Here is a 25821-nt window from a genome sequence, read left to right on the forward strand (position 1 = left end):
CCGGGGCCGGAGTGGGCTCGGGTCAGCCGGTGAAGGGCTCGGGCCCGAGGCGGCCCGAGGCGACGAACGCGGCCAGCGCGAGGTAGACCAGATTCAGCATGATGAACCTCGCCTCGCCGTAGCGCAGGTGGGTGATCATCGCGCCGACCATCAGCAGGATCCAGCAGAATGCTGTCACCGGCACCAGCACCGGTGCGATGTCCAGCACGGCGGGCAGGATCAGACCGACCGCGGCCAGGAGTTCGAGGACGCCGAGGGTCTTGACGAAGCCCACGCTGGCGTCGCCGGTCCACCCGCCGCCGTTGGCAGCGGCCAACTTCTGCTTGGGTACGAACGTCTTGGTGATGCCGCCGGCCAGGGCGATTGTGGCCAACAGGCCGGCCGCGATCCACAGTGCCAGGTTCATGTGTTTCCCTCCGTATCGGGTCACACAGGAGACACCGCCGGCCGGTGCGCTGTGACAGCTCGTGAAGTGACGAGGAGCACGGACGCCCGACGTCACAGAAGTCGGGAGGCCGGTGTCTGGTGGGCGAGCAGCGAAGCTGATGGTCCGCGTCCCTTGCCGGTCGCCGCACGGCGCTGTCTGACCGCGACGGCGACCCTGCGTCCGGTCGGGGCGCTCCGCCGGCAGGCATACATGTTGATGAGCGTGATGTCTGTGCGTCAACGTGATGACTCACAGACATCACGCTCAAAAGGGGACATGGCTTGCCTGAGCCGGGCAGACGCCGAACCAGGCCGGGGTTGCGGAACACGGCCGCCGGTAAACGGCGTGGAGCGGCCGGAACGAGGCGAGACGCGAGGGGTCGAGATCGGCGAGACTGGAGGACGCATGGACGCTAGAGGCCGAATCATGAGTGCGGACGACCGGGGGGACCACGCCGTCGACGCGTTCGTCAGCCACCGGAACCTGCTCTTCACCGTCGCCTACGAGATGCTCGGCTCGGCCGCGGACGCGGAGGACGTACTCCAGGAGACCTGGCTGCGGTGGGCGGACGCGGATCTCGCGGCGGTGCGGGACCAGCGCGCCTACCTGGTCCGGATCACCACCCGTCAGGCGCTCAACCGGCTGCGTGCGGTTGGCCGGCGCCGGGAGTCCTACGTCGGCTCGTGGTTACCCGAGCCGCTGTTGACAGCACCCGACGTCGCCGACGACGTCGAACTCGCCGAGAGCGTGTCGATGGCGATGCTGCTGGTGCTGGAGACGCTGGCACCGACCGAGCGGGCGGTGTTCGTCCTCCGTGAGGTCTTCGACCTGGGATACGACGAGATCGCCGAGGCGGTCGACAAGAGTTCGGCAGCGGTCCGTCAGATCGCCCACCGTGCGCGGGCGCATGTCGCCGCGCGGCGGCCGCGCGGGATGGTCTCGCCGGCCGAGACCCGACGTGCGCTCAGCGCGTTCCGGCTCGCGGTCGAGACGGGCGACGTGCAGGCCCTGCTCGACGTCCTCGCGCCGGACGTCGTGCTCCTCGGCGATGGCGGCGGGATCAAGCAGGCAGTGCTGCGGCCGGTCGCCGGGGCCGACAAGGTGGCCCGCCTGCTGTGCAGCACGCACGCCAGGACGGCAACCATGTCGCTGCACCCCGCCCAGGTCAACGGTCACCCGGCGCTGGTTATGCGCCTCGACGGCGCTGTCGACACGGTCCTCGCGCTGCGTATCGACGACGGTCTCATCAGCGGGGTCTACGCCGTGCGGAACCCCGAGAAGCTGTCGCACATGCGGAGCGAAACGGCCCTGCGCCGCTGAACGATCGGCTGACCAGCGCGTCGACTCAGCTCCTAGTACGGGGGCGTGGGCGTCTCCGGCGACCGGTGGCGGGAGCGTCGCGCGTCCGCGGTGGCCACGCCGAGCAGCACCACTGCGGCGACCGCGCCGGCGGTGAGCGGCAGCAGGTGCAGTGCTGCCGGGATCAGCAGGCCGAGGGCCAGCAAGCCGGCTACCCGGGACCGGGAGACCCGACCGAAGACCTGGTATTCGAGCGCCGCTCGTCCGGCGAGGAAGAGCGCCGGACCGCCGAAGATGGCGATGAGCCAGGTCGCCGGGAGGTGCCCGAGCGGCTCGGCGATGAACAGCTCGAAGCCGACGCCGGTCAGCACGATCCCCGCGATCATGACCATGTGGGCGAACGCCATGTCGGTCGCGAGCCGGGCCGGGTTGCGGGAACGACCGATGGCCACGTCCAGCATCCCTCCCGCCACGTGAAAGTAGATCCGCCAGAGCAGGACGGTGCTCGCCAGCGCCAGGACGAACCCACCCGTCTGGTCGGTGTGGAACTCGCTGCCACTGAAAGCGAGGCCGATGACGAAGATCGCCTCGCCGAGAGCGATGAGGAGGAACTGTTGGTACCGCTCGGCCAGGTGTTCGGCAGCGATCATCTGGACGCCGAGCCGTTGCGCGCCGAGTCGTGGCGTCGGCCAGCCGAAGAACAGCCCGGTGTAGTCGATCGACACGGCGAGAGTCCAGAGTGCCCCCCGAGCCGTGCCGTCGTTGACCAGCCCGCCGACGACCCAGAGCGGTGCGCTCAAGCCGAACCAGAACATGATCCGGATCGACTGTTGAGGGTCCGGCCGGCCGTGCCCGGCCACGTGGAAGAACACCACCCGGCCGATCTGGAGGGTCACCAGGGTGATGGCGAAGAGTGAGGCCCGTGCGCCGAAGCCGTGCGGCACGGCGACGGCCATCGTCATCGCACCGACCAACGTCATGATGATGACGGTCTGGACGATCGGGGCGTCCGGGTCCAGCCAACTTGTCGACCAGACCGTCACCGACCAGACCGCCCACAGCGCCAGGAACAGCAGCAGAGCCTGGCCGAGGCCCGCGTACACGCCGCGTTGGCCGTCGGTGAAGTCGGCGATCAGCCGCGCGGAGATCCGGGTGAGGGCGAAGACGAAGACCAGGTCGAGGAAGAGCTCCAGAAAGGTGGCCCGCTGGCGGGTGGCTTCGCTGCGCAACAGTCCATCGGGGCTGTTCCTCATCGGCTCGCCACGCGCCGGTGCCGCGAAACGACCACGTGCCCTCCCGTCGCGGTGATCTGATCGCCTAACGAGCCAGGGTGCGGCGGTGGCACGTGGGGAGAGGGGACCGGCGACCCACAACAGTCACCAATCCGTCACCCGACCACTACGGCAGGTGTACGCCTCTACGCTCGTGGGCGTGCCCGGACCTGCCGAGAAGGCCACTGAACAGGACCGGCGTGACCTCCTCGTCACGGTCGCGCGAGAGCTGGCCGAGACGGAGGGCTGGGCGGGGGTGACCACCCGACGGCTCGCCGAACGCACCGAGATCGACATGGGCGACATCTATCGGCACTTCGCCGATCTGGAGGCGCTGATCGCCGCCGTCGCGGTGTGCGCCTTCGCCGATCTGGCCGCCGACCTCGCCGAGGCGCACGCGGAGACCGCCGGTAGCCCCGAGGGGGTCTGGCCGGCGGTCGCTACCGCGTACCTCGACTTCGCGTACACGAACCCCGAGGTCTATGACGCGATGCTCGCGCTGACCCCCGACCTGGCCCTCGGCGTGGATGGTGTGCCGGCCGCGCCGCGGGCGGTCTTCGCCGAGCTGCGGGCGGCCCTGACCCCGCTCGCCGAGGGGCGGGACCCGGACACCCTCGCCGAGGTGGGTTGGAGCCTGCTGCACGGCGTGGTGATGCTCACCCGGGGTGGCCGGCTGCGACCCGAGGGGCAGGAGGACCGCGAAGCGTTGATCGCGCAGCGGTTGCTGCGGTGGCCCTGACCGGGCCGCCGCCGACGCTCCCGATCGTTGTCAGTTGATGGGCTCGCGGTCGGCCGGGCCCTTGTCGGTGAACCGGAACGTGGTGTTCAGCTTGGCGTTGTCCAACTCCTTGAGGACCAGGCCGTTGCCGGGGAGGTGCTGGAGGAACCGGGTCTCGCTGCCGATCGCGTACGTGCCGTCGCCCTTGGCGATGATGGTGAATCGCTGGATCGGGTCGTCCTGGTCGCAGACGACGGCCCCGATGGTCAGTTCGGGCTCGATGTCCAGGCCGTTCACCTGCCAGCAGGACGGGTCGTCGTTGGCGGGGTGGTCGTCCTTCACGCCGAATGCCCTGATCACGTACCGGTCGCCGCCGATCGGCGTCGGCACGAACAGGGTGCGACCGCCGGTGTCGCCGCCCTCCTCGAGGCGCCCGCTGATCTCCAACGGCTGCCCCGAACCCTGCACGCGGGTGATCGTGACCTCGCGCTTGCCGGACAGCAGCGGGTCGGTCGCCGCCGCCGATGACGTGGCCGGCGCCGCTGCCGTCGGCGTCGGCGCGCCTGTCACGGCGCCCGACGGCGTCGGCGTACCCGCTGCCTTGTCCGCACCGCCCTGGCACGCCACCAGCGCGCTGGTGCAGGCAAGCATCGCCGCGCCGGTGACCCACTTCATGGTGACCATGCCGCACTCCTCAAGAGCGTCCCGAACCTGTCGAGCGGAAAATCAAGGGCTTCGCCGTTTGTCGCCCGCCTATCCTGTCTCTCGGCCTCGGGGCCGGTGGCACGGGGAGGGGTTGGCATGACGCTCGGCGTGGCGGCGCGACGGCAGGCACAGGTGTTGATCTTCGATGCGGACGACACGTTGTGGGAGAACAACGTCGTCTTCGAGCGGGTGATCGACGACTTCCTGGGCTGGCTGGACCACCCCACACTGGACCGGGCCGAGCTACGGACCGTCCTCGACGACATCGAGCGGGCCAACGCGGTGGCGCACGGGTACGGCAGCAAGGTCTTCCTGCGCAGCCTGGCGGAGTGCCTGGAGCGGCTGCGCGAGCGGCCGGCCACCGCCTCCGAACGTCAGGAGATCGACCGGCTGGCGGCGGCCCTCGTCGAGCACCAGGTGGAGTTGATGCCCGGGGTGGCCGACGCGCTCGACGAGCTGGCCGGCCGGCACGAGTTGCTGCTGCTCACCAAGGGCGACCAGGAGGAGCAGCAGCGCAAGCTGGACGCCTGCGGTCTGCTGCACCACTTCGGGGCCGCGCACATCGTCGCCGAGAAGAACGTCGACACGTACCGGTGGCTCACTCGGGAGCACGGCTTCGCGCCGGACGACGCGTGGATGATCGGCAACTCCCCGAAGTCCGACATCCTGCCGGCGCGGGCGGCCGGGTTGAACGCGGTGTTCATTCCGAACGCGAACACCTGGGTGCTGGAGGACGACGAGCTGGACCCGACCGACGGCGGGGTGCTGCGGCTCGCCGCGTTCCGCGACCTGCTGCGCCACTTCTGACCGTGCCGACGCCAAACAGCGTCGGCGATCATGGTCGCGTTACGCCGATCTGCCCGATTTTCATCGTGGGATCAGTCCTGCCGTCGGTGGGCCGGCGCGGCTTGTCCGGCTGGCCGGAGCCCGCCTAGCCTGGTCCGGCGCTCACGGCCCTTCGGGGTGTGTCGGGGCGTGTCGGCGTTCGGCGGGTGAGCACCGTGGAGCTGAGTGCGAAGTGGCTGGCTCACCCCGTGCTGGCGCGTGGCGTCGTGCCACGCCCGCGTCGCGGGGTGCCGGAGCTGTCCGCTTCCCTGTCGGACGGCTGAGGGTCAGGGCCGGGTAGTTGCGGACCCGGTCCTGACCCGGCCCGCGAGTCGTCCGACAGGGCGGAGCGGGGCAGACCTCGCGTCGGTTCGACTGTCAGGATGGCGGCATGAAGCGCAGATCTCTCCTCCTCGGCGCGGCGGCGGGTCTGGCCGCCCCGGCCGTGCTCACCCCGGCCGCGCCCGCTCTCGCGGCGGACCGGCCGCTGCGGCCGGGCTGGGGCACGCCCCCGGGGCAGCGACCCTGGTCGGTGCCGCAGCTACAGAACCGGGCCAGCGCGCTGACCACGCTGCCGGCGGAGACGAAGCAGGTGATCATCGTCGGCGCCAGCAGCTACACCACCACCTACGCCACGCTGGAGGCGTACGTGCGGGTCCGCAACGGCTGGCATCCGGCCTCGGCGTCGTTGCCCGCCCGGATCGGTTCGAAGGGCTTCAGCGACAACCACGTGGAGGGTGTGCCGACCACGCCGACCGGCGTCTACTCGATCGGCCCCACCATGTACGGCATCGCCGCCAACCCGGGCATGCTCTACCCCTACCACCGGCTGGTGAGCGGTGACTGGTGGAACGAGAATCCGTCGTCCGCGCGCTACAACACCTTCCAGCAGAGTGCTACCAACCCGGGCGGGGCCAGCGAGGCACTGTGGAAGGAGGTCCCCGCGTACACGCACTTCGCGGTGATCACCTACAACATGCCGCCGAACGTGCCGAAGCCGGTGCCGAACGCGGGCAGCGGGATCTTCCTGCACCAGTTCAGCACCAGCGCCGGCAACGCGACAGCCGGTTGCGTCTCTCTCGCCCACGCTCACCTGGTCGATGTGCTCAAGTGGCTGGACCCGGCGCTGTCGCCGCGCATCGTGCTCAGCCCGTACGCGCAGCTGAGCCGATACTGAGAGCCGCCGCGGCTCAGCCGGCCTCGCGCCGGACGATCGCCACCGCCACCCGGCAGAACTCGTCCATGTCCGGGTTGAACCCGGCAGCGATGTCGGGATGCAACCCGGAGCGGGTCTCCTCCAACAGTCGCTGGCAGACCTGCTCGACCGGTTCGCCGGCGTAGCCGGTGCGGACCCGGTCGGTGGCCGCCTGAAGCGCCGAGGTCAGCTGCTCCTCCAGCGGGCCGCGCAGCTTCTGCTGCACAGGATCGAGCCCGCGGGGGTCGAGCGTGACATGTGGCTCCGACATCGGTGCTCCCTTCGTCGGCGTCCGCGATACCCCACCGCGGACGTCGGTCAAACCCCGGTCGGTACGGCGGCGACCCGCACCTGGTACGAGAACTCCTCCGCCGGCTCCTCGTGGTACGACAGCCGGCGGATCTGCCGGTCGTCGTCGTAGAGGGCGACGTCCACCAGCACGCCGAGGTGGGCGAGGCCGATGCTGGACACCCGCTTCTTGTCCTGCAACACCGCGCAGACGCCGCCGAGCAGGGTGCTGGCGTCGGACGTACGGTGCCCGGGCGGGCAGCGCAACACCAGGTCCACCTCGATCGGCCCGGGCAACGGCGTCCAGCCGGTGCGCTGGGCCGCGACGAGGGCGGCCTGGAGCAGGGTGCGGACCCTCGTCGCCTGCCGGTGCCCGGCGGCGAAGATGGACAACGCTTCGGTCTTGACCGGTGGCAGGCCGCTCACCTCGAACGTCAGGGCGAGAGCGCGGGTGTCCTGCACGACGGCACCTCCTCGTTGGGACGATCCTGCCGAACCGGGGGAGCGGCGGTGGGATGTTCCGCGATTACCAACCGATCGGGCAGGCATGGGTCGGCCGGAGGCGTGTCGACGGCGGCGGCGAACGCGCCGGCTGCGGCGCTAGGAAAACGCTAGCCGACGACGCCCGTGCTCGGTAGTCGGTCGTTCACCCGGTGGGGCGTGGTGCGAAGGCGCAGAACTCGTTGCCCTCGGGGTCGGCCAGCACCCACCACCAGTGCGCCTCGTCGAGTGGCTCCCGCAGCAGGGTCGCGCCCGCCGCGATCAGCGCCATCGGCTCCGGGTCGACCAGGTCGACGTCCCAGTGCAGCCGGTTCTTGACCGTTTTGGGCTCGGCCACCCCGACGAACACCCAGTAGTCCCAGGGGAACCCGGCCGCACCGACCACCGACGAGGTGGTCGAGTCGTGCTCCACGGTGCCGCCGACCACCCCGGCCCACCAGGTCGCCTGGGCAGCCGGGTCGGCCGAGTCCACGACCAGCTCGAACGGGCCCGCTCCGGTGCCCTCGCGGGCCGGAAACGCGCAGAACTCGTTGCCCTCCGGGTCGTCGAGCACCCACCAGGTCGCCTCGCCGTCCGGTTCGCGAACCAGCCGGGCGCCGTCCGCGAGCAGCGCCGCCGGGTCCGCGCCGGCCAACCGCAGATCCAGGTGTACGCGGGTCTTGCCGACCCGAGGCTCGGGCACCTTGTTCACCCAGATGGACTCGGCGTTGGAGCGCGCCGAGCGGGGGTCCACCCGGGTGTCGTCGTCACCGGCGTCGGCCACGTCACCGTCGAGCATCCGGGCCCAGAAGGCACCGAGCGCGAGTGGGTCGTTGGCGTCGAGGCAGAGGTCCTTGAAGCGCGCGATCATGGCTTCAGCATGCCCGGTCCGGGCGGTCCGAGCCCGGACCCGGCCGCGATCTTGCACTTACTGTCCCGACGTAAGGGGCATTCGATACTTTTCGGCGACCGAAACAGCAAGATCGGCGCGGGCGGCCGGTCGGGGCGAGGCTTCTTCGGGTTTCGCGTTCAGTGCTGTTTGGCGTACGCGACGAAGGCCTTCCAGGCCGTCGGGTCGACGTGCAGAGTGCCGCCGTCGCGGTCCTTGGTGTCGCGCACCAGCACCACGGTCGGGAGGTTGTCGGCGACCTCGACGCAGGCTCCGCCGTTGCCGCCGGACCGGGTCGACTTTCGCCACTGTGGGGTCAGAATGCCCATGACTTCGCCACTTCCTTGATCAGCTCGGTTGACTGCCGGCGGGGGAGCGCCTCGTTCCGCACGATCTCCCACGTCTTCGCCAGCTTAGCGATGTCGGCCGACGCATCGACGATCTGCGCTGTGAGCTGGTTGTCGGCATAGGTCACGCGTTCGCCGTCTGGCATCTCGGCGATGATGAACTGGCCGCCCATTCCCAGGTACATCCCAGCATCCGTCGGGACGATGTGCACCTGGATATGCTCCGCCGTCGCCAACTGGGCCAGGTGCTCGCACTGCTCGACCATGAGGCCCGGCTGGTCGAGCACAGGTCGACGCAGCACCGCCTCGTCCAGCACGGCGATGAGCTGCGGCGGGCGCGGGCGGTGCAGGATCGCCTGGCGCTCCAGCCGGGAGGCGACGATGCGATCCACGTCCTCGGCGTCGAAGCGGCCGCCGGCCAGCGTCGCGCGGGCGTACCGCTCGGTCTGGAGCAGGCCCGGCACGTAGGCCAACTCGAACCAGCGCAGCGTGGTCGCCTCCCGCTCGAACTCGATCCACTCGCGTAGCCAGGCCGGCTCGGCGTCGAGCCGGGCCAACCCGTCCAGCATGCGGAGGAAGCGTCCGCCGGTCTGGTGGTGGGTGTCTACCGCCCTCATGTATTCCTTCGTGGGCGGTCGCCCGCCGGTCTCCACCGAGCTGACGTGCGAACCCGAATAGCCGATGCCCCTGCCAAAGTCGTCCTGACTGAGCCCGATCCCCGTCCGGAACAGACGCAGTTCCTCCAGCACGTAGTCGGTGACGGTCCCCATCGATTCCCCAACCTTCGCTCAGTCTGGCTCGGCGTGTCCCTCATGGATGCTCACCTGGACCGCTGAGCTGCACAGATGGCGCGAGCACGTATCGACGGTAGTCGCCTCATCACCAGACTGTCACCAGTGGCGGGTCCGCTGGTGGCCGCAATGGCGGCGGTGGGCCCTGCCCTCCGGGGTCGCTCCCGTTTCCCCCTTGCGGGAGCGGCCCCTTCCCCGTCCCCGAGGAGGTCGATGTGCTCACCCCGACAGGCCAGCAGCCCTCGGTGTGGTGGCGGTGATGGTGGTTCGGCCGCCCGTCCCGCACGTCGCCATGCGCCCGCTGTGGCGGTGCCGCAACTGTGGCACCGAGTGGCCCTGCCAACCGGCCAAGCTCGCCCTGCTGACGGAGTACCGGACCAGCCGGACCGCGCTGCTGATCTACCTTGGCACCCTGATGCACGAGGCGACGAACCAGCTCACCCAACTCCACCCGGATCATCCACCGACCAGGATGACCGAGCGCTTCCTCTCCTGGGCCAGGGCCCGGAGTTGACGCTCGGCCCGCCGTCGTTCACCCCGGAAAGTGGATCAGTGGCACCCCGTCGGAGTATCCGGGCCCCTCACTGGTCAGCACCGCGGCGTCGTGGGTCAGGCCCGCCACGGCGGCTGCGGCCAGGTCGAAACGGCGGGTCCTGCGCTGCCAGAAGGTCAGCTCCGGTAGATCCTCCGCCTGCTCGGGCAGCAGCGCGCAGGAAGTCAAGGCCAGCAGCTTGTGCAGCAGGGCCAGGTCCTTGCCGGTCGCCATGGTCAACGCTTCGGTCGCTGCCACCACCGGCACCCCGAACCGCACCCCGTCCTCAATCACCTCGTGGACGGGCTCGCCCACGTGCACCGTCCGGAGGACGGCGTATCCCAGCAGGGCCGACCGGTCCAGGATGAGTCGAACTGGTGGTGTTGTCTCCGAGGTCATGCGGCGTCGGCGCGGGGCGCGGTGTCGTCACCGTTCATCTCGGCCTCCATGGCGGCTCGGATCTTGGCGCGCTCCGCCTCGAACCGCTCCGCAGACCACTCAGCCTCCACGCCCAGACGGCGGGCCCGAGCCTCGGCCACACCCTGCTCGCTGACGTGAATGCCGGCGGCGAGCAACAACTCCTTGTGCTGCTCCACCCGCTTGCGCCGACGCACCGACTCCGTGACGTAGGCACTGGCCATGCGGTTGCCCTGGCTCTCCAGGATCTGACTCACGTCCGGAGGGACGGAGATCGTGAAGCGGCGCTGAGGCTCTGTCATACGCGCAGCCTACACCTGTCATACTCCAGGCTGGCGCTGCTCGTACCGTCAGGCGGGTTTGACTCTGGTGGCGTCCGGCTGCGAGGTGCCGGAGGCGGTTCGGTCCTCGCGGAGCGACAAGCGACGCGCCAGCGCCGTGGCGCCCGCGAGCGCGGCCAGCACCAGGGCGATCTCCGTGACCACCACCGACGGGGCCAAGCTGTAGTCGGTGGCCCAGGCGAAGCCGACGGTGATCGGCGTGATGACGATGCCGGCCGCAGGCACGAGGATGCTCATCAACCGAGCCGTCCGCCGGATCTCGGGCAGGTCGCGGAGCCGGGTCCGCACCGCGATGACCGCTCCCGTGACGACCACGGCGGCCGGTATGCCGTAGTAGACGGCGACGGCGAGCTGGACCGGTACGTCGATCGAGCGGGGGATGTCGACCATGCGGACGAAGGCCGGGTAGGCCGCCATCAGGAGGCCGAAGCCGAGCACGACACCGAGCGCCGCGCCGATCAGCGCGGTGCCGAGAATGCGGCCGTAGTCGCCGCGCACCCGCTGGACGCCAGCCTCGTCGGCAAGCCGCCGCGCGAAGCCTGCCACGTCACCGCCGATCAACTGCGCGGGATCGCCCCCGTCGGCAGCCGCGGCCCGCAGGTCGAGGCGCAGGTCCGCGGCGAGCGCCGCCCGATCGGCCGAGCCGACCCCGTGCCCGCGCCACGCCTGGTCGGCTTCGCTCAGAAGGCGGTCGATGGTGTCCATGGGTCAACTCCTCGTGGGGGTGTGGTCGAGCGGGCAGAGAACGGCGTCGACGGTGTCAGTGAAGCGGTTCCACTGTTTCTGCCAGGCATCCAGGTGGGTCCGACCGGACCCGGTCAGCGCGTAGACCTTTCGGGGCGGGCCGGTCGGGCTGACCTGCTGTTCGTGAGCGACAAGACCAAGTCGGCGCATGCGAGTGAGCAGGGGATAGATGGTGCCGTAGCTGATGGCGCCGAAGCCGGCCGCCTCCATCCGCCGAACCAGCTCGTAGCCGTGCGCGGGCTCGCGCGCCAGCAGCGCCAGCAGGCACATGTCAAGCGCGCCCCGCAGAAGTTGGGTCTGCCGGTCGTTGTCGTCGATGGACTGGCTCTCCGCCGCTACCATGCGACACATACTACCTTGCTATTCGGCGTCGCGATATACCGAAGCGGACTTCCGTAGTGACAGCCAGGTTTCGTGGCTTCACGGGTGGGGCAGAGTAGCCGCTACAGAGCCTCTGGGCCGGTGTTTCCGCAGCTTGCCGACTCGGAATCGGCTCGCCGTGCGCCGGGGCACGGATGCCCTCCCCGGTCTTTCGCCGAGGAGAGGGGGAGGGCGATGACGGACCCCGAAACGGCTCGACACCGACGCCGGCCGGTCGTTCGGCTGGGCGCGGCGGCTGCCGCACTGGCACTCGTCGCGCCGCTGGCCGCGTGCGGCGCGGACGACGCTGGTGGCCCACCGACGATCAACCTGTACTACCCGCCCGAGCAGAACCTGCAGAAGGTCGTCGACGACTGCAACGCGCAGGCCCAGGGACGGTACGAGATCGCCTACCGGGTGCTGCCCCGGCAGGCCGACGACCAGCGGGTGCAGATGGTGCGCCGGCTGGCCGCCGAGGACAGCGGAATGGACCTGCTCGGGCTGGACGTCACCTGGACCCAGGAGTTCGCCAGCGCCGACTGGATCCGCGAGTGGACCGGCCAGGACAAGGCCGAGGTCGAGCAGGGCACCCTCGCCGGGCCGTTGGACACCGCCCGGTACGAGGACAAGTTGTACGCGGCGCCGAAGAACACCAACGTCCAGTTGCTCTGGTACCGCAAGGACCTGGTGCCGCAGCCGCCGACCACGTGGGACCAGATGATCAGCGCGGCCCAGCAGCTCAAGGACCAGGGCAAGCCGTACCAGGTACTCACCATGGGTGCGCAGTACGAGGGTCTGGTCGTCCTCTACAACACCCTGGCCGAGAGCGCCGGGGGGAAGATCCTCAGCGACGACGGCCAGAAGGCCGTGATGGACCAGGGCACGGTCCGGGCGTTGGAGCAGCTGAAGAAGTTCGCCACGTCGGGCGTGACCTCGCCGTCGTTCAGCAACGCCACCGAGGACCCGGTTCGGCTGGAGTTCCAGTCCGGCTCCGGTGCGTTCCAGGTGAACTGGCCGTTCGTCTACCCGGCCCTTCAGGAAGCGAACCCGGAGCTGGCCAAGCAGGTCGGCTGGGCTCGGATCCCGGGCATCGACGAGGGCACCCCCAGCAAGGTCACCATCGGTGGGGTCAACCTGGCGGTCAGCTCCTACTCCAAGCACCCGGAGCAGTCCTTCGAGGCGGCCCGGTGCATCCGCAGCGCCGAGCACCAGAAGTTCTCCGCCATCAACGACGGTGTGCCGCCGACCATCGAGGCCGTCTTCGACGACCCGGAGATGACCGAGGCGTACCCGATGAAGGACACCATCCTGGAGGAGCTGAAGGAGCCGGCGACGCGGCCGCTGACCCCCGCCTACCAGAGCATCTCCACAGTGATGTCGGCGATCCTGTCGCCGCCGTCCGGGATCCGTCCGCAGCAGACCGCCGACGAGCTGCGCGGCGCCATCGCCGACGCCCTCCAGTCCAAGGGGGTCCTGCCGTGAGCGCGAGGAGTGAGCCGTTCCTGCGAGCCCCGCAGTCGCGAAGGAAGGTGGCCCCGTGAGTATCAACGCCACGCCGACCGGCGCCGACGTCGCCGCCGAGGAGACCCGGCAGCCCGCCGCCGTGCCGAAGCAACGCGGCGGCCGTCGCAAGCCCCCGTTGAGTGAGAACAAGAAGGCCGAACGCCGACTCGGTCTGCTGCTCTGCGCGCCGGCTGCGCTGGTCATGATCGCGGTGACCGCGTACCCGATCATCTACTCGGTCTGGCTGTCGTTGCAGCGCTTCGACCTGCGCTTCCCCGACCAGCGTGAGTTCATCGGGCTGGAGAACTACGTCACGGTGCTCACCAACGAGTTCTGGTGGACCGCGTTCGGGGTGACCATGCTGATCACGGTGGTCACCGTCGCCGTCGAGCTGGTGCTCGGCATGGGCCTGGCGATCATCATGCACCGCACCATCATCGGCCGCGGCCTGGTCCGGACCTCGGCGCTGATCCCGTACGGGATCGTCACAGTGGTCGCCGCGTTCTCCTGGCGGTACGCCTGGACGCCCGGCACCGGCTACCTGGCCGACCTGTTCAGCGACGGCGCGCCGCTCACCGAACGGGCCAGCTCCCTGGCGATCATCATGCTGGCGGAGATCTGGAAGACCACGCCGTTCATGGCGCTGCTGCTGATGGCCGGGCTGGCGCTGGTGCCGGAGGACCTGCTCAAGGCGGCCTCCACCGACGGCGCGACCGCCTGGCAGAAGTTCACAAAGGTGATGCTGCCGGTGATGAAGCCGGCGATCCTGGTCGCGTTGCTGTTCCGCACCCTGGACGCGTTCCGGGTCTTCGACAACATCTTCGTGTTGACCGCCGGAGGCAACGAGACGTCGTCGGTGTCGATGCTCGCCTACAACAACCTGATCCGGGGTCTCAACCTCGGCATCGGTTCGACGATGTCGGTGCTGATCTTCATCACCGTGGCGATCATCGCCTTCGTCTTCGTGAAGCTGTTCGGCACCGCTGCTCCGGGCAGCGACGACGGGGAGAGGCGCTGACATGGCTGTCGAAACCACTACCAGGGCAAAGCTGCGCTGGGGTCTGCTCGACGTCCTCGTGGTCGTCTTCGCGCTGGTCCCGGTGCTGTGGATCGCGTCGCTGTCGTTCAAGACACCGGCCACCCTCACCGACGGGAACTTCATCCCCCGGGAGTGGACGCTGGACAACTACCGGACCATCTTCGACACCGACCAGTTCGTCCGGGCACTGGTCAACTCGATCGGCGTCGCGCTGATCGCCACGCTGGTCGCTGTGGTGCTCGGCGCGATGGCCGCGTACGCGATCAGCCGCCTGGACTTCCCCGGTAAGAAGCTGTTGGTCGGCGTCTCCCTGCTGATCGCGATGTTCCCGCAGGTGTCACTGGTGTCGCCGCTGTTCGAGATCGAGCGTCAGCTCAAGATCTTCGACACCTGGCTCGGGCTGATCCTGCCGTACATCACCTTCGCGTTGCCGCTGGCGATCTACACGCTGTCGGCGTTCTTCAAGCAGATCCCATGGGACCTGGAGAAGGCCGCGAAGATGGACGGCGCCACCCAGGGCCAGGCGTTCCGACGGGTGATCGCGCCACTGGCCGCGCCCGGGCTGTTCACCACGGCGATCCTGGTCTTCATCTTCTGCTGGAACGACTTCCTGTTCGCGATCTCGCTGACGTCGACCGAGCGGTCCCGCACGGTGCCGGCCGCGTTGTCGTTCTTCACCGGCGCGTCGCAGTTCGAGGACCCCACCGGGGCGATCTGCGCCGCCGCCGTGGTGATCACCGTTCCGATCATCCTGTTCGTTCTCTTCTTCCAGCGTCGCATCGTGTCCGGTCTGACCTCCGGCGCGGTAAAGGGATAGGTGGGTAGTCATGGCTGACATCGTGCTGGACAAGGTGAGCAAGAGCTTCCCGGACGGGACCGTCGCCGTGCAGGACGTCGACCTGGAGATCGCCGACGGCGAGTTCGTGATCCTGGTCGGGCCCTCGGGCTGCGGTAAGTCCACCACCCTCAACATGATCGCCGGGCTGGAGGACATCAGCTCCGGTGAGCTGCGCATCGCCGGGCAGCGGGTCAACGACAAGGCCCCCCGGGACCGGGACATCGCCATGGTGTTCCAGTCGTACGCGCTGTACCCGAACATGACGGTGCGGGAGAACATGGCGTTCCCGTTGCGGTTGGCGAAGCTCGACAAGGAGACCATCGACCGCAAGGTCGACGAGGCGGCGAAGGTGCTGGAGCTGACCTCGCTGCTGGACCGCAAGCCGGCCAACCTCTCCGGTGGTCAGCGTCAGCGGGTGGCGATGGGCCGGGCGATCGTCCGCCAGCCGAAGGCGTTCCTGATGGACGAGCCGTTGTCCAACCTCGACGCCAAGCTGCGGGTGCAGATGCGCACAGTGGTGTCCCGTCTGCAGAAGCAACTCGGCACCACCACCGTCTACGTCACCCACGACCAGACCGAGGCGATGACCCTCGGCGACCGCGTGGTGATCATGCGCGGGGGCGCGGTGCAGCAGGTCGGGCCGCCACAGGAGCTGTACGACCACCCGAAGAACCTCTTCGTGGCCGGCTTCATCGGCTCGCCGTCGATGAACTTCCTGCACGCCGCCGTTCAGGACGGCGAGCTGCACACCGCCCTGGGCACGGTGCCGATCGGGGACCGGGTCCGCCGGGAGTTGGAGGCGGCTGACGCGCCCCGTGAGCTGATCCTCGGTATCCGGCCGGAGCACTTCGAGGACGCCGAACTGGTCGACGACGACACCCGTCGGCGGGGCATGGAGTTCGAGGCGCCGGTGGACATCGTCGAGTCGATGGGCTCGGACAAGTACGTGTACTTCACCGTCGAGGGGGAGAAGGCCAGCGCCGCCGAGTTGGAGGAGCTGGCCGCCGACGCGGGCGCCACCGACTTCGCCGGCGCCGGCGGCAACCTGGTGACCCGGCTGTCCGCCGAGTCCCCGGTGGCCGAGGGGCAGACGCGCCGAGTCTGGTTCAACCTGGAGAAGATCCACCTGTTCGACCCGGCCAACGGCCGCAACCTGACCCTGCACGAGGGCCGGGCCGCCGGAGCGCTCGCCGACTGACAACCCGATCGCGCCGATCTTGCACTTTCGGTTGCCGACACAGGTGGAATGCCCCTTGTGTCGGGGCAGGAAGTGCAAGATCGGCGCGGCGGGGGTGGCGCGGCTTGTGTTCTGCGGTGTTGGGGCGGGCGTGGCATGGTGGTCGCAGGTCGCGTCGTGAAGCGGGGGACGGATGAACCGACGATTGGCCGCGCTGGCCAACGCACACGGTGTTTCCACCTGGTACGAGGATTGGCGGCACCGCCGCGTCGATGTCGCACCGGAGACCGTGGTGGGTGTGCTGGGGCTGCTCGGCGTGGACGCCACCAGCCCGTCAGCGATCACCGACGCGCTCGCCGCCGCCCGTGCTGTCGACCGGAGCGCGCTGCCGGAGACGGTCGTGCTCACCCAGGGCCGCAGCCGGGCGCTGCCCGGCCCGGGGGTGGTGACCCTGGAGGACGGTGGCCGCCGCGCTGTCGACGGTGAGCTGCCGGCGGACCTGCCGCTGGGGTGGCACCGGCTGGCCTGCGCCGACCGGGACGTGACAGTGGTGGTGGTGCCGCGCCGGCTGCCGGTGCCGCCGTCGAGCTGGGGGTGGATGCTCCAGCTCTACGCGCTCACCTCGGAGCGTTCCTGGGGCATGGGCGACCTCGGTGACCTCGCCGAGTTCACCGGGTGGGCCGGTGCCAGCGGGGCGGGGCTGGTGCTGCTCAACCCGCTGCACGCGGTCGGGCCGGCGCACCCGGTGGCCACCTCACCGTATTCGCCGGCCAGTCGACGCTTCGTCAATCCGCTCTACCTGCGGGTCGGCGACACCGCCGCGTACCGGGCGGCGGACCCGGCGACCCGTGCGGTGGTCGACGCGTTGCGTCCCGACCGGGGGCGTCTGATCGACTATGACGAGGTGTGGGCCGCCAAGCGGCGCGCCCTGGAGTTGCTGCACCCGTACGCCCAGCCGGTGGATCTTGCCGCGGACCCGGCGTTGACCAGCTTCGCCACCTGGTGCGCGCTCGCCGAGCGGCACGGCAACGACTGGCGGGCCTGGCCGGCGGAACTGCACCACCCGGACGCCCCGGCGGTCGCCGAGCAGCGCCGGCAGCTCGCCGACCGGGTCGCCTTCCACGCCTGGCTGCAACACCTCTGCGACGAGCAGCTCGACGCCGTCACGGCGGCGGCCCGCTCGGCGGGGATGCCGGTCGGTGTCGTGCACGACCTGGCCGTGGGCATCGACCCGGGCGGCGCGGACGGGTGGCAGCTCGCCGACGTGCTGGCCCAGGGCGTGCGCGTCGGCGCGCCGCCGGACGACTTCAACCAGCTCGGCCAGGACTGGGGGCTCGCCGCGTGGCGCCCGGACCGGCTCGCCGCCACCGGCTACGCCGCGTACCGGGACATGCTGCGCCGCGTCCTGCGGCACGCGGGTGGCCTGCGGGTCGACCACGTCGCCGGTCTGTGGCGACTGTGGTGGGTGCCGCCGGGCGGCGGCGCGGCCGAGGGCACCTACGTGCGCTACGACGCCGAGGCGATGCTCGGCATCCTCGCGTTGGAGGCGCACCGGGCCGGCGCCGTGGTGGTCGGTGAGGATCTCGGCACGGTCCAACCGGCGGTGACCCGAGGGTTGCGGGGGCGCAACATGCTCGGCTCGACAGTGCTGTGGTTCGCGCGTGACGAGGCCGGTGACTTCGTTTCGCCGGCCCGGTGGCCGCGCAACGCCCTCGCCACGATCTCCACCCACGACCTGCCCACCGCGCCGGGTTTCCTCACCGGTGAGCACGTGCGGGTGCGCGACGAGTTGAAGCTGCTCGGCACCGACGTGGCGGTGGAGCGGGCCCGCGCCGCCGCCGACCGGGACCGGCTGCTCACGATGCTGGCCGCCGAGAACCTGCTGCCCGAGCCGGCTGCGACCGCCGATCCGGCATTGCCCGAGGCGACTGGGGCGCCCGACGACGGCGAGGTGGTGGTGGCGATGCACGCCGCGCTCGCGGCCAGCCCGACCCGGCTGCTCGGCGTCTCCCTCTACGACGTGCTGGGCGAGGTGCGCCAACCCAACATGCCGGGCACTGTGGACGAGTATCCGAACTGGCGGCTGCCGCTGCCGGCCAGCGTGGCGCAGATCCGCGCGGACCCCCGGGTGGCCCGGATCGTCGACCTGCTCAGCGCCGCCCGCCCGCGACCGGCCGACCCGACGCCAGCCGCCGAGGAGTGACGGGGCCTGCTCAGGTCAGCCAGTCGAAGCGGGCCGGCAACCCGAGGAAGTCGGCGTAGCGTTCGAGCGCCTGCTCCACCCGGACCCGCGCGGCGACGTCGAGTGTCGTGAGCGGCTGGATCGTCACTGTGACAGCGGTGCGGCCGACCTTGCGCTTCCACACGCCCACCACGCGACCGGCGCGGACCACTGTGGCCTGGAAGATGCCGTTGTTGCCCGGCACCACTGCCGCCTGGTGGGCGGGGTCGAGCATCAACGTGCGGTCCCGGAAGCCGAGCAGGTACTCGTCGAAGCCGGGCAGCGCCAGCACATCGTCAAGCGTCGGGCGTGGCGCGTCGGCCAGTGCCGCGTCGACGTACATCGGTGTGCCGTCGACGCGTACCGTGCTCAGCGCATCGTCGGCGGCGGCCAGGCCGCGCCGGGCGTCGGTCACTGTGAGGCCGCTCCACCCGGCGAACTCGCGGTCGGTGACCGGGCCGTGCCCGCGGACGTAGCGGTGGGCGAGCAGTGCCAGCGCCTCGTCGCGCTCCAGCCGATGGGACGTGGGTGCCCACTCGTCGAGCAGGGCGAAGGTCTGCTCGGTGCCGACGTTCGGCGCCACGCAGGTCACGCCGCGAACGCTGGCATACCACAGCAGGTGGTAGCCGCGTTGCCCGTCGGTGCCCAGGCCGGCCGCCCGCAGGGTGGCCAGGCACTGCGCGCGGGTGAGTCGACCGCCGCCGGCCAGCGCGGTGCCGAGGACGTCCGCCGCCCGGTCCGCGTCGGCCTCGGTGAGCCCGAGCTGCGCCCGCCGGGTCGCCACGCCGGCCAGGGACCGTACGCCGGTCAACTCCAGCATCCAGCGGGCGTCGGCCGGCGGAACGAGGTGCACTGTGCCCCGCATCGGCCAGGTGCGCAGCGCCTCGCGCCGCTCCAACGCCGCCTGCACGTCGGTCATGCGGTGACCGGGGAGCCGGGCGCCGAGCGACCACAGCCCGCTGGCCAGATCCTGTGCCTGCATCGCGCCGAACCACTCGACCACCTCGGCGACGGTGCCGGGTCGGGTGCTCGGGTGTGGGCGCAGCAGCAGGCTGGTCATCCGCAGCGCCAGCGCGTCGGCCGCGCTGAGGTCGACAGGCATCGGGCGCTCCTTCTGGTGGCCGGGCGGCCAGCCTAGGACCGACCACCGACACTCCTGCTGGTGGGAGGCGTAACGGCGGTCGTCGGGGGAATGCGGCTCGCCGGAAGTGCGCGCGCCGCGCGTACGGAAGGGAAGCTCATGACTGCCGCAAGCGAGCCGGCGCGGGGCGCCGGCGTGACGGCCGGGTCCCGCAGCCATCGGGGGGACGCCCGCGCGAAGACGAGCGCCGCGGCGACCTTCGCCCTGGTGTTCGGAGTGGCCGCCCTGTTCAGCGTGTTGACGGCGATCCTCGCCTGGCTGGGGTTGGTGCTCGGCATCATCGGGATCATCCTCGGCATCGTGGGCCTCAAGATGGCCCGCCGACCCGGGGTCACCGGTCGTGGCGTGTCGATCGGCGGCCTGGTGCTCAGCATCCTGGCCGTGCTGATCGGCCTCGGTCTGGCCGCGGGGATCACCACGTTCGTCAACAACGAGAACGCTGTGGACCGCCTCCAGACCCAGGTCGACAAGCTACGCGACAAGATCGACTGACCGGCGGGTGCCGGTCTGGGCCGGCCCGCCACCCGTTCCGGTCGGCCCCAGTAGGGTGGGCGGCGTGCTCCGCCAGGTCACCGCGATCCGTTACGTCACCCCGCTGCGCGAGGGTGGGTCGCTGCCGGGCGTGGTGGAGGCCGACGACCTGGGCACCTACGTGGCGAAGTTCCGGGGCGCCGGGCAGGGGCCCAAGGCGCTGATCGCCGAGGTGATCTGCGGTGAGCTGGCGCGCCGGCTGGGGTTGCGGGTGCCGCCGCTGGTGGTCCTCGACATCGACCCGGTGATCGGGCGGGCCGAGCCCGACCAGGAGGTGCAGGAGCTGCTGCGCAACAGCGGCGGCGCCAACCTCGGGATGGACTTCCTGCCCGGGGCGCTGGGCTTCGACCCGGTGGCGCACCCCGTCGACCCGGAGCTGGCCTCCCGGGTGCTCTGGTTCGACGCGTACGTGGAGAACGTCGACCGGAGTTGGCGCAACCCGAACCTGCTCGTCTGGCACCGGGAGCTGTGGCTGATCGACCACGGCGCCTCGCTGTACTTCCACCACAACTGGCCGCGCGCCGAGGCCGCCGTGCACCGGGCCTACCGCGCGGAGGATCACGTGCTGGCGCCGTACGCGTCGCGGCTGGCCGAGGCCGACGCCGAACTGGCTCCCCAGGTCACCCCGGAGCTGCTCGCCGAGGTGCTGACCCTGGTGCCGGAGGAGTGGTTGACCGCCGCCGACTTCGAGACGGCCGACGCGGCGCGCGGCGCGTACCTGGATCACCTGTCCCGCCGGGTCGCCCGCACGGCCGACTGGCTGCCATCGGGGAGCGGGGCATGAGGCAACCCTTCGAGTACGCGCTGATCCGGCTCGTGCCCCGCATCGAGCGCGGCGAGCAGATCAACGTCGGGGTGTTGCTCTACTGCCAGCAGCTCGACTTCCTGGCCGCGCGGACGCACCTGGACGCCGACCGGGTTCGCGCGCTGGCACCCGACGTCGACCTGCCAGCCGTGGCCGCGGTGCTCGACTCCTGGGACCGGACCTGCTCCGGTGACGGGCCGGCGACCCGGATGCGACTCGGTGAGCGGTTCCACTGGCTGGCCGCGCCACGCAGCACGATGATCCAGACCGGGCCGGTGCACACCGGCCTCACCGTCGACCCGGCGGCCGAGCTGGACCGGCTGATGGCGACCCTGGTCCGCTGAATCGAAGCGGGGCGGGGGAGCGGTGATCGTCCCCTGATCGCGCTACGCCAGCGCCGTTGCCGGCGGAGCGCGATCCCCCGTTCAGGTGCCCGGTGCGGGGCGGCGGCTCGATCCCGCCGGCACCGATGGCATCAGGATCGTCGTCCGCGCGCGACGTCGGGCCGGAACGACCGGGAAGTTGCGGAAAACTTGAGCCGGCGGACCGGTAGCCGGGACCGCCTCGGGCTGTCGTTAGAGCACGTCCGCAGCGGGTAGTCGCGGGAGCTGATCCGAGACGAGAAGGGGACACTCTGATGGCTGCCCAGACCAAGGTAGCGGTGATCTACTACAGCGCCACCGGCATCACGTACCAGATGGCGCAGGCCGTGTGTGAGGCTGCCGGGGACGCCGGCGCCGACGTGCGCCTGCGCAAGGTGCGCGAGTTGGCGCCGGACGAGGCGATCCGCTCCAACTCCGGCTGGCAGGCGCACCGCCTGGAGACCCAGGACGTGCCCGAGGCGATGGTCGACGACCTGGCCTGGGCCGACGTGGTGATCCTCGGCGCGCCGACCCGGTACGGCATGGTCGCGGCGCAGCTGAAGCAGTTCATCGACACCACTGGCCCGCTCTGGGCCCAGGGCGCGCTGGCCAACAAGGTCTACTCCGCCTTCACCTCGACGGCGACCTCGCACGGCGGGCAGGAGACCACGCTGACCTCGCTGTTCAACGTGTTCTACCACTGGGGTGGAGTGGTGGTCACCCCCGGTTACACCGACACCAGCCAGTTCATCGCCGGCAACCCGTACGGCCCCTCGCACACCAGCAACAACGGCGAGATCGCCCCGGACGCCGTGGCGCTCGGGGCCTGCGCGCTCACCGCCCGGCGCGCCGTGCAGATGGGTGCCGCGCTGAAGGTGGGCCTGGCCGGTTGAGCGGCTGACGGACAAGGGCGACCGGCGGCGCGGGCGGGGGCTCTCGGCCCGTCCGCGCCGCCGGTCGCTCCAGCCCTACCCGCGGGCCGGGGCGACTATGCGCCTGGGCGCGTCGCGGACAGCTCGTCCGGGCGCGGCGCGGGCAGCAGCTCGGTCACCAGCTCACTGAGCACGGCGAGCCCGTCCGGGCTGAGCACCGACTCCGCGTGGAACTGCACCCCGGCGAAGCCGGGCCCCCGCAGGGCGTGCACGGCACCGTCGCCGGGGTCGCGGGCCAGCTCCACCGGCCCGTACGCGGTGGTCAGCCGGTCGGTCTCGGCGCGGGCGGTGAACGTCGAGTAGAACCCGACCCGGCGGGTCCGGCCGAACAGCTGCACCTCCCGCTGCAACCCCTGATAGGGCGCGTCCCGGCGGTGCAGCGTCAGCCCCAGCAGCCCGGCCAGCACCTGATGGCCGAGGCAGACCGCGAGGGTGGGGCGGCCGGCGGCCAGCAGTCCGCTCAGCAGCTTGCGCAGCGCCAGCATCTTCGGCTCGTCCGCGCTGCCCGGGTCGCCTGGCCCGGGACCGACGACCACCAGGTCGTAGTCGTCGACCGGGCCGCTCGCGTGCCACTGGCGGGTGGTCACCGCGAGACCCAACGCGCTCAGTTGGTGCGCCAGCATTCCGGTGAAGGTGTCCTCGGCGTCCACGATCAACACCCGGCGGCCGACCAGTGCGGGCAGTCCGGGTGCGTCCGGTGACCGCTGGTCCAGCCAGAACCGCGCCAGCGGCGCGTTGCGCGCGGCCAGCGCGTCGCGTACCGCCGGGTCGTCGGCCAGCCGCGCGACCGGCCCGCGGTCGCCGACGGTCGCCGCCGGCCCGAGGCCGAGCGCGGCCAGCACCCCGGCGGCCTTGGCGTGCGTCTCGGCCACCTCGCCGGCCGCCGTCGAGTGCCGGACCAGTGTCGCGCCGACCGGCACCCGCAGTCGACCGGTGGGGGAGAGCTCGGCGGTCCGGATCAGGATCGGGGCGTCGAGGGTCTGCCGGCCGGCGTCGTCGTGGCCGAGCAGCGCCAGCACGCCCCCGTAGTAGCCCCGACCCCGGCGCTCGTGCCGGGCGATCACCCGGCAGGCGTTCTCGATCGGGCTGCCCGTCACGGTGGGCGCGAACATCGTCTCGCGCAGCACCTCCCGCACGTCGCGGGTGCCCCGCCCGGCGAGCAGGTACTCGGTGTGCGCCAGGTGCGACATCTCCTTGAGGTACGGCCCGATCACCTGCCCACCGTGCTCGGCGACGGTGGCCATCATCTTCAGCTCCTCGTCGAGCACCATGTACAGCTCTTCGGTCTCCTTCTCATCGGCGAGGAAACGCAGCAGGGCCGCCCGGTCGGCGACGCCACCGGGGCAGCGGAAGGTGCCGCTGATCGGGTTCATCATCACCAGTCCGTCGTCGACGCTGACGTGCCGCTCCGGGCTGGCGCCGACCAGCGTCCGGGTGCCGGTGTGCACCACGAACGTCCAGTACGCGCCGCGTTCGGCGATCAGCAGCCGGCGCAGCGCGGCCAGCGCGGCAGCCAGCGGCGGGCCCTGCACTGTGGCGTGCAGGGCGCGGTGGATGACGAAGTTGGCGCCCTCGCCGCGGCCGATCTCCTCGGACAGCACCCGCTGCACCGTCCGGGCGTACTCCTCGTCGCTGACGTCGAAGCCGGCGTCGGTGGTGCGCACCGGTTCGTCGGGCAGCGCGGCGAGGGCGTCGGTCAGCGTGATCCGTTGGTGCTCGCGGACCTGGAGGAACTCCAGCGGGGCGCCGTCGTCGACGCAGGCGAACCCGCGTTCGGTGATCTGCCGGTACGGCACCAGGGCCAGCGTCCGCGCCCCGGGCGAACCCGCCGGCAGCGGGAGGTCGGTGAGCTCATCGACGGTGTCCACCGGGCCGGTGAACAGGTCCAGGTCGTCAGCGCCCTCGCGGCGCAGCAGCGCGAAGGGGCCGGGTTCGACGCCGCGCGCGACGGCGGCGAGCAGGTCGGTCAGGTGGGTCATCGGAGTCTCCGTCGGGCTGGGGGCCGCCGTCGGGCGGCCCTCCGGCCGGGAGATCCGGCGACCGCCTCGATGGCGGCCGCGTGGATGGAGCTACGCGCGGGAGATGGCCGCCGGGTCGGCGGGCCACCAACTGGTCAACTGCGCGAGCATGTGATCCACCCTACGCGCCCGTCGGCCGGCCGGCACGGGGTAACTTGACCGGCGATGAACATTCTCGCGCTCGACCTGGGCACCTCCTCGGTACGCGGGCTGGTGCTGGACGCGGACACCCAGCCGCTGCCCGGCGCTCTGGCCCGCCGCAAGGTCGACCTCGCCATCGGCGACGACGGCACCGGCACGCTGTCCGGTCGGGACTATCTGGCGAGCCTGGTCGAGTGCCTGGACGAGCTGGCCGAGTCGGGGCACCTGCACGACGTCGGCCTGGTGGCGGTCTCCGCCCAGTGGCACTCGGTGCTCCCGCTGGACCGCGACGGCGCCCCCCTGGGCCCGGTGATCACCTGGCTGGACACCCGGCCCGCCCCCGTCGGGCGCACTGCGGGGCCGGCCGACCCGGACGGCTTCCACCAGCGCACCGGCTGCTGGTGGCACCGTTCGTACTGGTCGATGCGGTTGCCCTGGTTACGCGAGCAGTCCGGCACCCCGATCGCCCGGTTCGTGGGTCTGCCCGAGTACGTGCTGGGCGAGCTGCTCGACTCGGCGCCCATGTCGATCTCCCAGGCCTCCGGGACCGGTCTGCTGGACCTGCGCACCCTGCGCTGGGACGAGGAGGCGCTGACGCTGGCCGAGGCGCGCCCGGAGGAGCTGCCGCCGCTGGGCGAGCTGGACTGGCACGGCCGGCTCCGGGTCGACCTGGCCCGTCGGTGGCCGCAGTTGGCGCAGGCCCGCTGGTCACCGCCGGTGGGCGACGGTGGGGCGTCGAACGTCGGCTCGGGCTGCGTCGACCCGAGCCGGGCCGCCGTCACAGTGGGCACCTCCGCGGCCGTACGGCTGATGCAGCGGATCCCGGCGGGCGAGCCGATGCCGCGCCTGCCCGAACGGTTGTGGCGGTACCGGGTCGACCACGACCACGTGGTGACCGGGGCGGCGTACGCCAACGGCGGCAACCTCTTCGCCTGGGCGGACCGGGAGCTGCGGTTGCCTCGGGGCGCCGAGCTGGACGCGGCGCTGGCGCTGGTGCCGGCGGGCGGTGGCCGACCGGCGGATTCCCGCTTCGGTGGCGATCGGGCGCCCGGGTTGGCGCCGGCGGGCAGCGGTGAGCTGCGCGGTCTCAGCTTCGGCACCACAGCGGTCGACATCCTGGCCGGGCTGATGCAGGGGTTGTGTGAGTTGGTCGCCGAGGATCTCGGGGTGCTGGAGTCCACCATCGACAAACCGGTCGGCGTGGTGCTGGGCGGCGGTGCGGTGGCCGCATCGGTGTGGTGGCGGCAGGCCTTCGCGACCGCGCTCGCACCGCGACCGGTGTCGCATCAACGCAACCCGGAGATCGGTGCCACCGGTGCCGCGTTGGTGGCGCTGGGGCGCTTCGGTGACGCGATCGAGCTCGCCGACATCGGCCGGACGGACGAGCTGGTTTTACCGACCACGGCAGGAGGTTCCCACCCGCAGTATCCTTCCTGAACCTCGGCCTCGCCCGGGCCGTTGACAGCGGTACCGAGCCTGGTTGG

29 protein-coding genes are annotated in these 25821 nt (G+C 71.0%); 15 read left to right on the forward strand and 14 right to left on the reverse strand.

Annotated features, from left to right (window positions below):
• Positions 1-22 precede the first annotated feature (22 nt).
• Positions 23-406, reverse strand: a complete 384-nt coding sequence (locus tag NIE79_RS09780) for a DoxX family protein (RefSeq protein ID WP_238678231.1) — start codon at positions 404-406, stop codon at positions 23-25.
• 447 nt (positions 407-853) lie between these two features.
• Here NIE79_RS09780 and NIE79_RS09785 point away from each other — a divergent pair, with 447 nt between their 5' ends.
• On the forward strand, positions 854-1747 hold the full coding sequence (locus tag NIE79_RS09785) for an RNA polymerase sigma-70 factor (protein WP_238678232.1): 894 nt from the start codon (positions 854-856) through the stop codon (positions 1745-1747).
• 32 nt (positions 1748-1779) lie between these two features.
• Here NIE79_RS09785 and NIE79_RS09790 read toward each other — a convergent pair whose 3' ends face one another.
• The gene (locus tag NIE79_RS09790; protein ID WP_238678233.1) at positions 1780-2979 is read right to left on the reverse strand and encodes a low temperature requirement protein A; all 1200 of its coding nucleotides are present in this window, start codon (positions 2977-2979) and stop codon (positions 1780-1782) included.
• A 178-nt stretch (positions 2980-3157) separates the two neighbouring features.
• Between NIE79_RS09790 and NIE79_RS33990 the strand changes: the two genes are divergently transcribed.
• Entirely contained in the window at positions 3158-3736 is a 579-nt protein-coding gene (locus tag NIE79_RS33990; protein WP_238678234.1) for a TetR/AcrR family transcriptional regulator, read from the forward strand.
• A gap of 30 nt (positions 3737-3766) precedes the next feature.
• Here the strand turns inward: NIE79_RS33990 and NIE79_RS09800 are convergent, their stop codons facing one another.
• Positions 3767-4399 (reverse strand): hypothetical protein, encoded by a 633-nt coding sequence (locus NIE79_RS09800; protein WP_238678235.1) that lies wholly within the window; start codon positions 4397-4399, stop codon positions 3767-3769.
• A gap of 117 nt (positions 4400-4516) precedes the next feature.
• Between NIE79_RS09800 and NIE79_RS09805 the strand changes: the two genes are divergently transcribed.
• Together NIE79_RS09805 and NIE79_RS09810 are read left to right on the forward strand one after the other, a co-directional pair.
• The gene (locus NIE79_RS09805; RefSeq protein WP_238678236.1) at positions 4517-5227 is read left to right on the forward strand and encodes an HAD family hydrolase; all 711 of its coding nucleotides are present in this window, start codon (positions 4517-4519) and stop codon (positions 5225-5227) included.
• Between the two features lie 409 nt (positions 5228-5636).
• Positions 5637-6422 carry a L,D-transpeptidase family protein gene (locus NIE79_RS09810; RefSeq protein WP_238678237.1) on the forward strand — a complete coding sequence of 262 codons (786 nt, stop codon included), beginning with the start codon at positions 5637-5639 and terminating at the stop codon, positions 6420-6422.
• A gap of 13 nt (positions 6423-6435) precedes the next feature.
• Here NIE79_RS09810 and NIE79_RS09815 read toward each other — a convergent pair whose 3' ends face one another.
• From NIE79_RS09815 to NIE79_RS09835, 5 genes are all read right to left on the reverse strand, one after another.
• Positions 6436-6711, reverse strand: a complete 276-nt coding sequence (locus NIE79_RS09815; protein WP_238678238.1) for a hypothetical protein — start codon at positions 6709-6711, stop codon at positions 6436-6438.
• 47 nt (positions 6712-6758) lie between these two features.
• Positions 6759-7190, reverse strand: a complete 432-nt coding sequence (locus tag NIE79_RS09820) for a RusA family crossover junction endodeoxyribonuclease (protein ID WP_238678239.1) — start codon at positions 7188-7190, stop codon at positions 6759-6761.
• A gap of 184 nt (positions 7191-7374) precedes the next feature.
• Positions 7375-8079: a VOC family protein gene (locus NIE79_RS09825; RefSeq protein WP_238678240.1), complete on the reverse strand. Its 705-nt coding sequence runs from the start codon at positions 8077-8079 to the stop codon at positions 7375-7377.
• Positions 8080-8237: 158 nt separating this feature from the next.
• A complete protein-coding gene (locus tag NIE79_RS09830; RefSeq protein WP_274523873.1) occupies positions 8238-8426 on the reverse strand; it encodes a DUF397 domain-containing protein in 189 nt (62 codons plus the stop codon).
• Entirely contained in the window at positions 8414-9214 is an 801-nt protein-coding gene (locus NIE79_RS09835; RefSeq protein ID WP_238678241.1) for a helix-turn-helix domain-containing protein, read from the reverse strand. The genes NIE79_RS09830 and NIE79_RS09835 overlap by 13 nt, the downstream gene beginning before the upstream one ends.
• A 280-nt stretch (positions 9215-9494) precedes the next feature.
• On the opposite strand from NIE79_RS09835, the gene NIE79_RS09840 reads away from it, so the two are divergent.
• The gene (locus NIE79_RS09840; RefSeq protein ID WP_112602373.1) at positions 9495-9749 is read left to right on the forward strand and encodes a flavin reductase; all 255 of its coding nucleotides are present in this window, start codon (positions 9495-9497) and stop codon (positions 9747-9749) included.
• Positions 9750-9767: 18 nt separating this feature from the next.
• Here NIE79_RS09840 and NIE79_RS09845 read toward each other — a convergent pair whose 3' ends face one another.
• The 4 genes from NIE79_RS09845 to NIE79_RS09860 are packed head-to-tail and all read right to left on the reverse strand — an operon-like array spanning position 9768 to position 11611.
• Positions 9768-10166 carry a hypothetical protein gene (locus tag NIE79_RS09845; protein ID WP_124858603.1) on the reverse strand — a complete coding sequence of 133 codons (399 nt, stop codon included), beginning with the start codon at positions 10164-10166 and terminating at the stop codon, positions 9768-9770.
• The gene (locus NIE79_RS09850; protein ID WP_091404088.1) at positions 10163-10486 is read right to left on the reverse strand and encodes a hypothetical protein; all 324 of its coding nucleotides are present in this window, start codon (positions 10484-10486) and stop codon (positions 10163-10165) included. Before NIE79_RS09850 ends, NIE79_RS09845 begins: the two co-directional genes overlap by 4 nt.
• 48 nt (positions 10487-10534) lie before the next feature.
• Positions 10535-11230, reverse strand: coding sequence for a hypothetical protein (locus NIE79_RS09855; RefSeq protein ID WP_238678242.1), 696 nt, complete (start codon positions 11228-11230; stop codon positions 10535-10537).
• A 3-nt stretch (positions 11231-11233) separates the two neighbouring features.
• On the reverse strand, positions 11234-11611 hold the full coding sequence (locus NIE79_RS09860) for a PadR family transcriptional regulator (protein WP_238678243.1): 378 nt from the start codon (positions 11609-11611) through the stop codon (positions 11234-11236).
• Between the two features lie 213 nt (positions 11612-11824).
• On the opposite strand from NIE79_RS09860, the gene NIE79_RS09865 reads away from it, so the two are divergent.
• The 5 genes from NIE79_RS09865 to malQ all read left to right on the forward strand — a co-directional run bounded on the left by NIE79_RS09865 (position 11825) and on the right by malQ (position 18389).
• Positions 11825-13111, forward strand: coding sequence for an ABC transporter substrate-binding protein (locus tag NIE79_RS09865; RefSeq protein ID WP_238678244.1), 1287 nt, complete (start codon positions 11825-11827; stop codon positions 13109-13111).
• A 55-nt stretch (positions 13112-13166) separates the two neighbouring features.
• Entirely contained in the window at positions 13167-14150 is a 984-nt protein-coding gene (locus NIE79_RS09870) for a carbohydrate ABC transporter permease (protein ID WP_308193164.1), read from the forward strand.
• 1 nt (position 14151) lies between these two features.
• Positions 14152-14988: a carbohydrate ABC transporter permease gene (locus NIE79_RS09875; RefSeq protein ID WP_124816208.1), complete on the forward strand. Its 837-nt coding sequence runs from the start codon at positions 14152-14154 to the stop codon at positions 14986-14988.
• A gap of 10 nt (positions 14989-14998) precedes the next feature.
• Positions 14999-16207 carry an ABC transporter ATP-binding protein gene (locus tag NIE79_RS09880; protein WP_238678245.1) on the forward strand — a complete coding sequence of 403 codons (1209 nt, stop codon included), beginning with the start codon at positions 14999-15001 and terminating at the stop codon, positions 16205-16207.
• 172 nt (positions 16208-16379) lie between these two features.
• A complete protein-coding gene (malQ, locus tag NIE79_RS09885; RefSeq protein ID WP_238678246.1) occupies positions 16380-18389 on the forward strand; it encodes a 4-alpha-glucanotransferase in 2010 nt (669 codons plus the stop codon).
• Between the two features lie 10 nt (positions 18390-18399).
• Here the strand turns inward: malQ and NIE79_RS09890 are convergent, their stop codons facing one another.
• On the reverse strand, positions 18400-19509 hold the full coding sequence (locus tag NIE79_RS09890; protein ID WP_238678247.1) for a winged helix DNA-binding domain-containing protein: 1110 nt from the start codon (positions 19507-19509) through the stop codon (positions 18400-18402).
• Between the two features lie 138 nt (positions 19510-19647).
• Here NIE79_RS09890 and NIE79_RS09895 point away from each other — a divergent pair, with 138 nt between their 5' ends.
• From NIE79_RS09895 to wrbA, 4 genes are all read left to right on the forward strand, one after another.
• Complete coding sequence (locus NIE79_RS09895) at positions 19648-20040, forward strand: hypothetical protein (protein WP_238678248.1); 393 nt, start codon at positions 19648-19650, stop codon at positions 20038-20040.
• 64 nt (positions 20041-20104) lie between these two features.
• Entirely contained in the window at positions 20105-20863 is a 759-nt protein-coding gene (locus NIE79_RS09900; RefSeq protein ID WP_238678249.1) for a HipA family kinase, read from the forward strand.
• Complete coding sequence (locus NIE79_RS09905) at positions 20860-21228, forward strand: DUF3037 domain-containing protein (RefSeq protein ID WP_238678250.1); 369 nt, start codon at positions 20860-20862, stop codon at positions 21226-21228. The genes NIE79_RS09900 and NIE79_RS09905 overlap by 4 nt, the downstream gene beginning before the upstream one ends.
• 293 nt (positions 21229-21521) lie before the next feature.
• On the forward strand, positions 21522-22139 hold the full coding sequence (gene wrbA / locus NIE79_RS09910; protein ID WP_238678251.1) for an NAD(P)H:quinone oxidoreductase: 618 nt from the start codon (positions 21522-21524) through the stop codon (positions 22137-22139).
• Between the two features lie 95 nt (positions 22140-22234).
• On the opposite strand, the gene NIE79_RS09915 is transcribed toward wrbA, so the two are convergent.
• Complete coding sequence (locus tag NIE79_RS09915) at positions 22235-24157, reverse strand: anthranilate synthase family protein (RefSeq protein ID WP_238678252.1); 1923 nt, start codon at positions 24155-24157, stop codon at positions 22235-22237.
• 204 nt (positions 24158-24361) lie between these two features.
• Here NIE79_RS09915 and NIE79_RS09920 point away from each other — a divergent pair, with 204 nt between their 5' ends.
• On the forward strand, positions 24362-25774 hold the full coding sequence (locus tag NIE79_RS09920; RefSeq protein ID WP_238678253.1) for an FGGY family carbohydrate kinase: 1413 nt from the start codon (positions 24362-24364) through the stop codon (positions 25772-25774).
• Positions 25775-25821 lie beyond the last annotated feature (47 nt).

This window comes from Micromonospora trifolii, from assembly GCF_022229005.1.
Lineage (GTDB): Bacteria > Actinomycetota > Actinomycetes > Mycobacteriales > Micromonosporaceae > Micromonospora > Micromonospora trifolii.

Coding starts and splice junctions, on each gene's coding strand:
- NIE79_RS09780 (WP_238678231.1), bottom strand. CDS start 406: ATGAACCTGGCACTGTGGATCGCGGCCGGCCTGTTGGCCACAATCGCC.
- NIE79_RS09785 (WP_238678232.1), top strand. CDS start 854: ATGAGTGCGGACGACCGGGGGGACCACGCCGTCGACGCGTTCGTCAGC.
- NIE79_RS09790 (WP_238678233.1), bottom strand. CDS start 2,979: ATGAGGAACAGCCCCGATGGACTGTTGCGCAGCGAAGCCACCCGCCAG.
- NIE79_RS09800 (WP_238678235.1), bottom strand. CDS start 4,399: ATGGTCACCATGAAGTGGGTCACCGGCGCGGCGATGCTTGCCTGCACC.
- NIE79_RS09805 (WP_238678236.1), top strand. CDS start 4,517: ATGACGCTCGGCGTGGCGGCGCGACGGCAGGCACAGGTGTTGATCTTC.
- NIE79_RS09810 (WP_238678237.1), top strand. CDS start 5,637: ATGAAGCGCAGATCTCTCCTCCTCGGCGCGGCGGCGGGTCTGGCCGCC.
- NIE79_RS09815 (WP_238678238.1), bottom strand. CDS start 6,711: ATGTCGGAGCCACATGTCACGCTCGACCCCCGCGGGCTCGATCCTGTG.
- NIE79_RS09825 (WP_238678240.1), bottom strand. CDS start 8,079: ATGATCGCGCGCTTCAAGGACCTCTGCCTCGACGCCAACGACCCACTC.
- NIE79_RS09830 (WP_274523873.1), bottom strand. CDS start 8,426: ATGGGCATTCTGACCCCACAGTGGCGAAAGTCGACCCGGTCCGGCGGC.
- NIE79_RS09835 (WP_238678241.1), bottom strand. CDS start 9,214: ATGGGGACCGTCACCGACTACGTGCTGGAGGAACTGCGTCTGTTCCGG.
- NIE79_RS09840 (WP_112602373.1), top strand. CDS start 9,495: ATGGTGGTTCGGCCGCCCGTCCCGCACGTCGCCATGCGCCCGCTGTGG.
- NIE79_RS09845 (WP_124858603.1), bottom strand. CDS start 10,166: ATGACCTCGGAGACAACACCACCAGTTCGACTCATCCTGGACCGGTCG.
- NIE79_RS09850 (WP_091404088.1), bottom strand. CDS start 10,486: ATGACAGAGCCTCAGCGCCGCTTCACGATCTCCGTCCCTCCGGACGTG.
- NIE79_RS09855 (WP_238678242.1), bottom strand. CDS start 11,230: ATGGACACCATCGACCGCCTTCTGAGCGAAGCCGACCAGGCGTGGCGC.
- NIE79_RS09860 (WP_238678243.1), bottom strand. CDS start 11,611: ATGGTAGCGGCGGAGAGCCAGTCCATCGACGACAACGACCGGCAGACC.
- NIE79_RS09865 (WP_238678244.1), top strand. CDS start 11,825: ATGACGGACCCCGAAACGGCTCGACACCGACGCCGGCCGGTCGTTCGG.
- NIE79_RS09875 (WP_124816208.1), top strand. CDS start 14,152: ATGGCTGTCGAAACCACTACCAGGGCAAAGCTGCGCTGGGGTCTGCTC.
- NIE79_RS09880 (WP_238678245.1), top strand. CDS start 14,999: ATGGCTGACATCGTGCTGGACAAGGTGAGCAAGAGCTTCCCGGACGGG.
- malQ (WP_238678246.1), top strand. CDS start 16,380: ATGAACCGACGATTGGCCGCGCTGGCCAACGCACACGGTGTTTCCACC.
- NIE79_RS09890 (WP_238678247.1), bottom strand. CDS start 19,509: ATGCCTGTCGACCTCAGCGCGGCCGACGCGCTGGCGCTGCGGATGACC.
- NIE79_RS09895 (WP_238678248.1), top strand. CDS start 19,648: ATGACTGCCGCAAGCGAGCCGGCGCGGGGCGCCGGCGTGACGGCCGGG.
- NIE79_RS09905 (WP_238678250.1), top strand. CDS start 20,860: ATGAGGCAACCCTTCGAGTACGCGCTGATCCGGCTCGTGCCCCGCATC.
- wrbA (WP_238678251.1), top strand. CDS start 21,522: ATGGCTGCCCAGACCAAGGTAGCGGTGATCTACTACAGCGCCACCGGC.
- NIE79_RS09915 (WP_238678252.1), bottom strand. CDS start 24,157: ATGACCCACCTGACCGACCTGCTCGCCGCCGTCGCGCGCGGCGTCGAA.
- NIE79_RS09920 (WP_238678253.1), top strand. CDS start 24,362: ATGAACATTCTCGCGCTCGACCTGGGCACCTCCTCGGTACGCGGGCTG.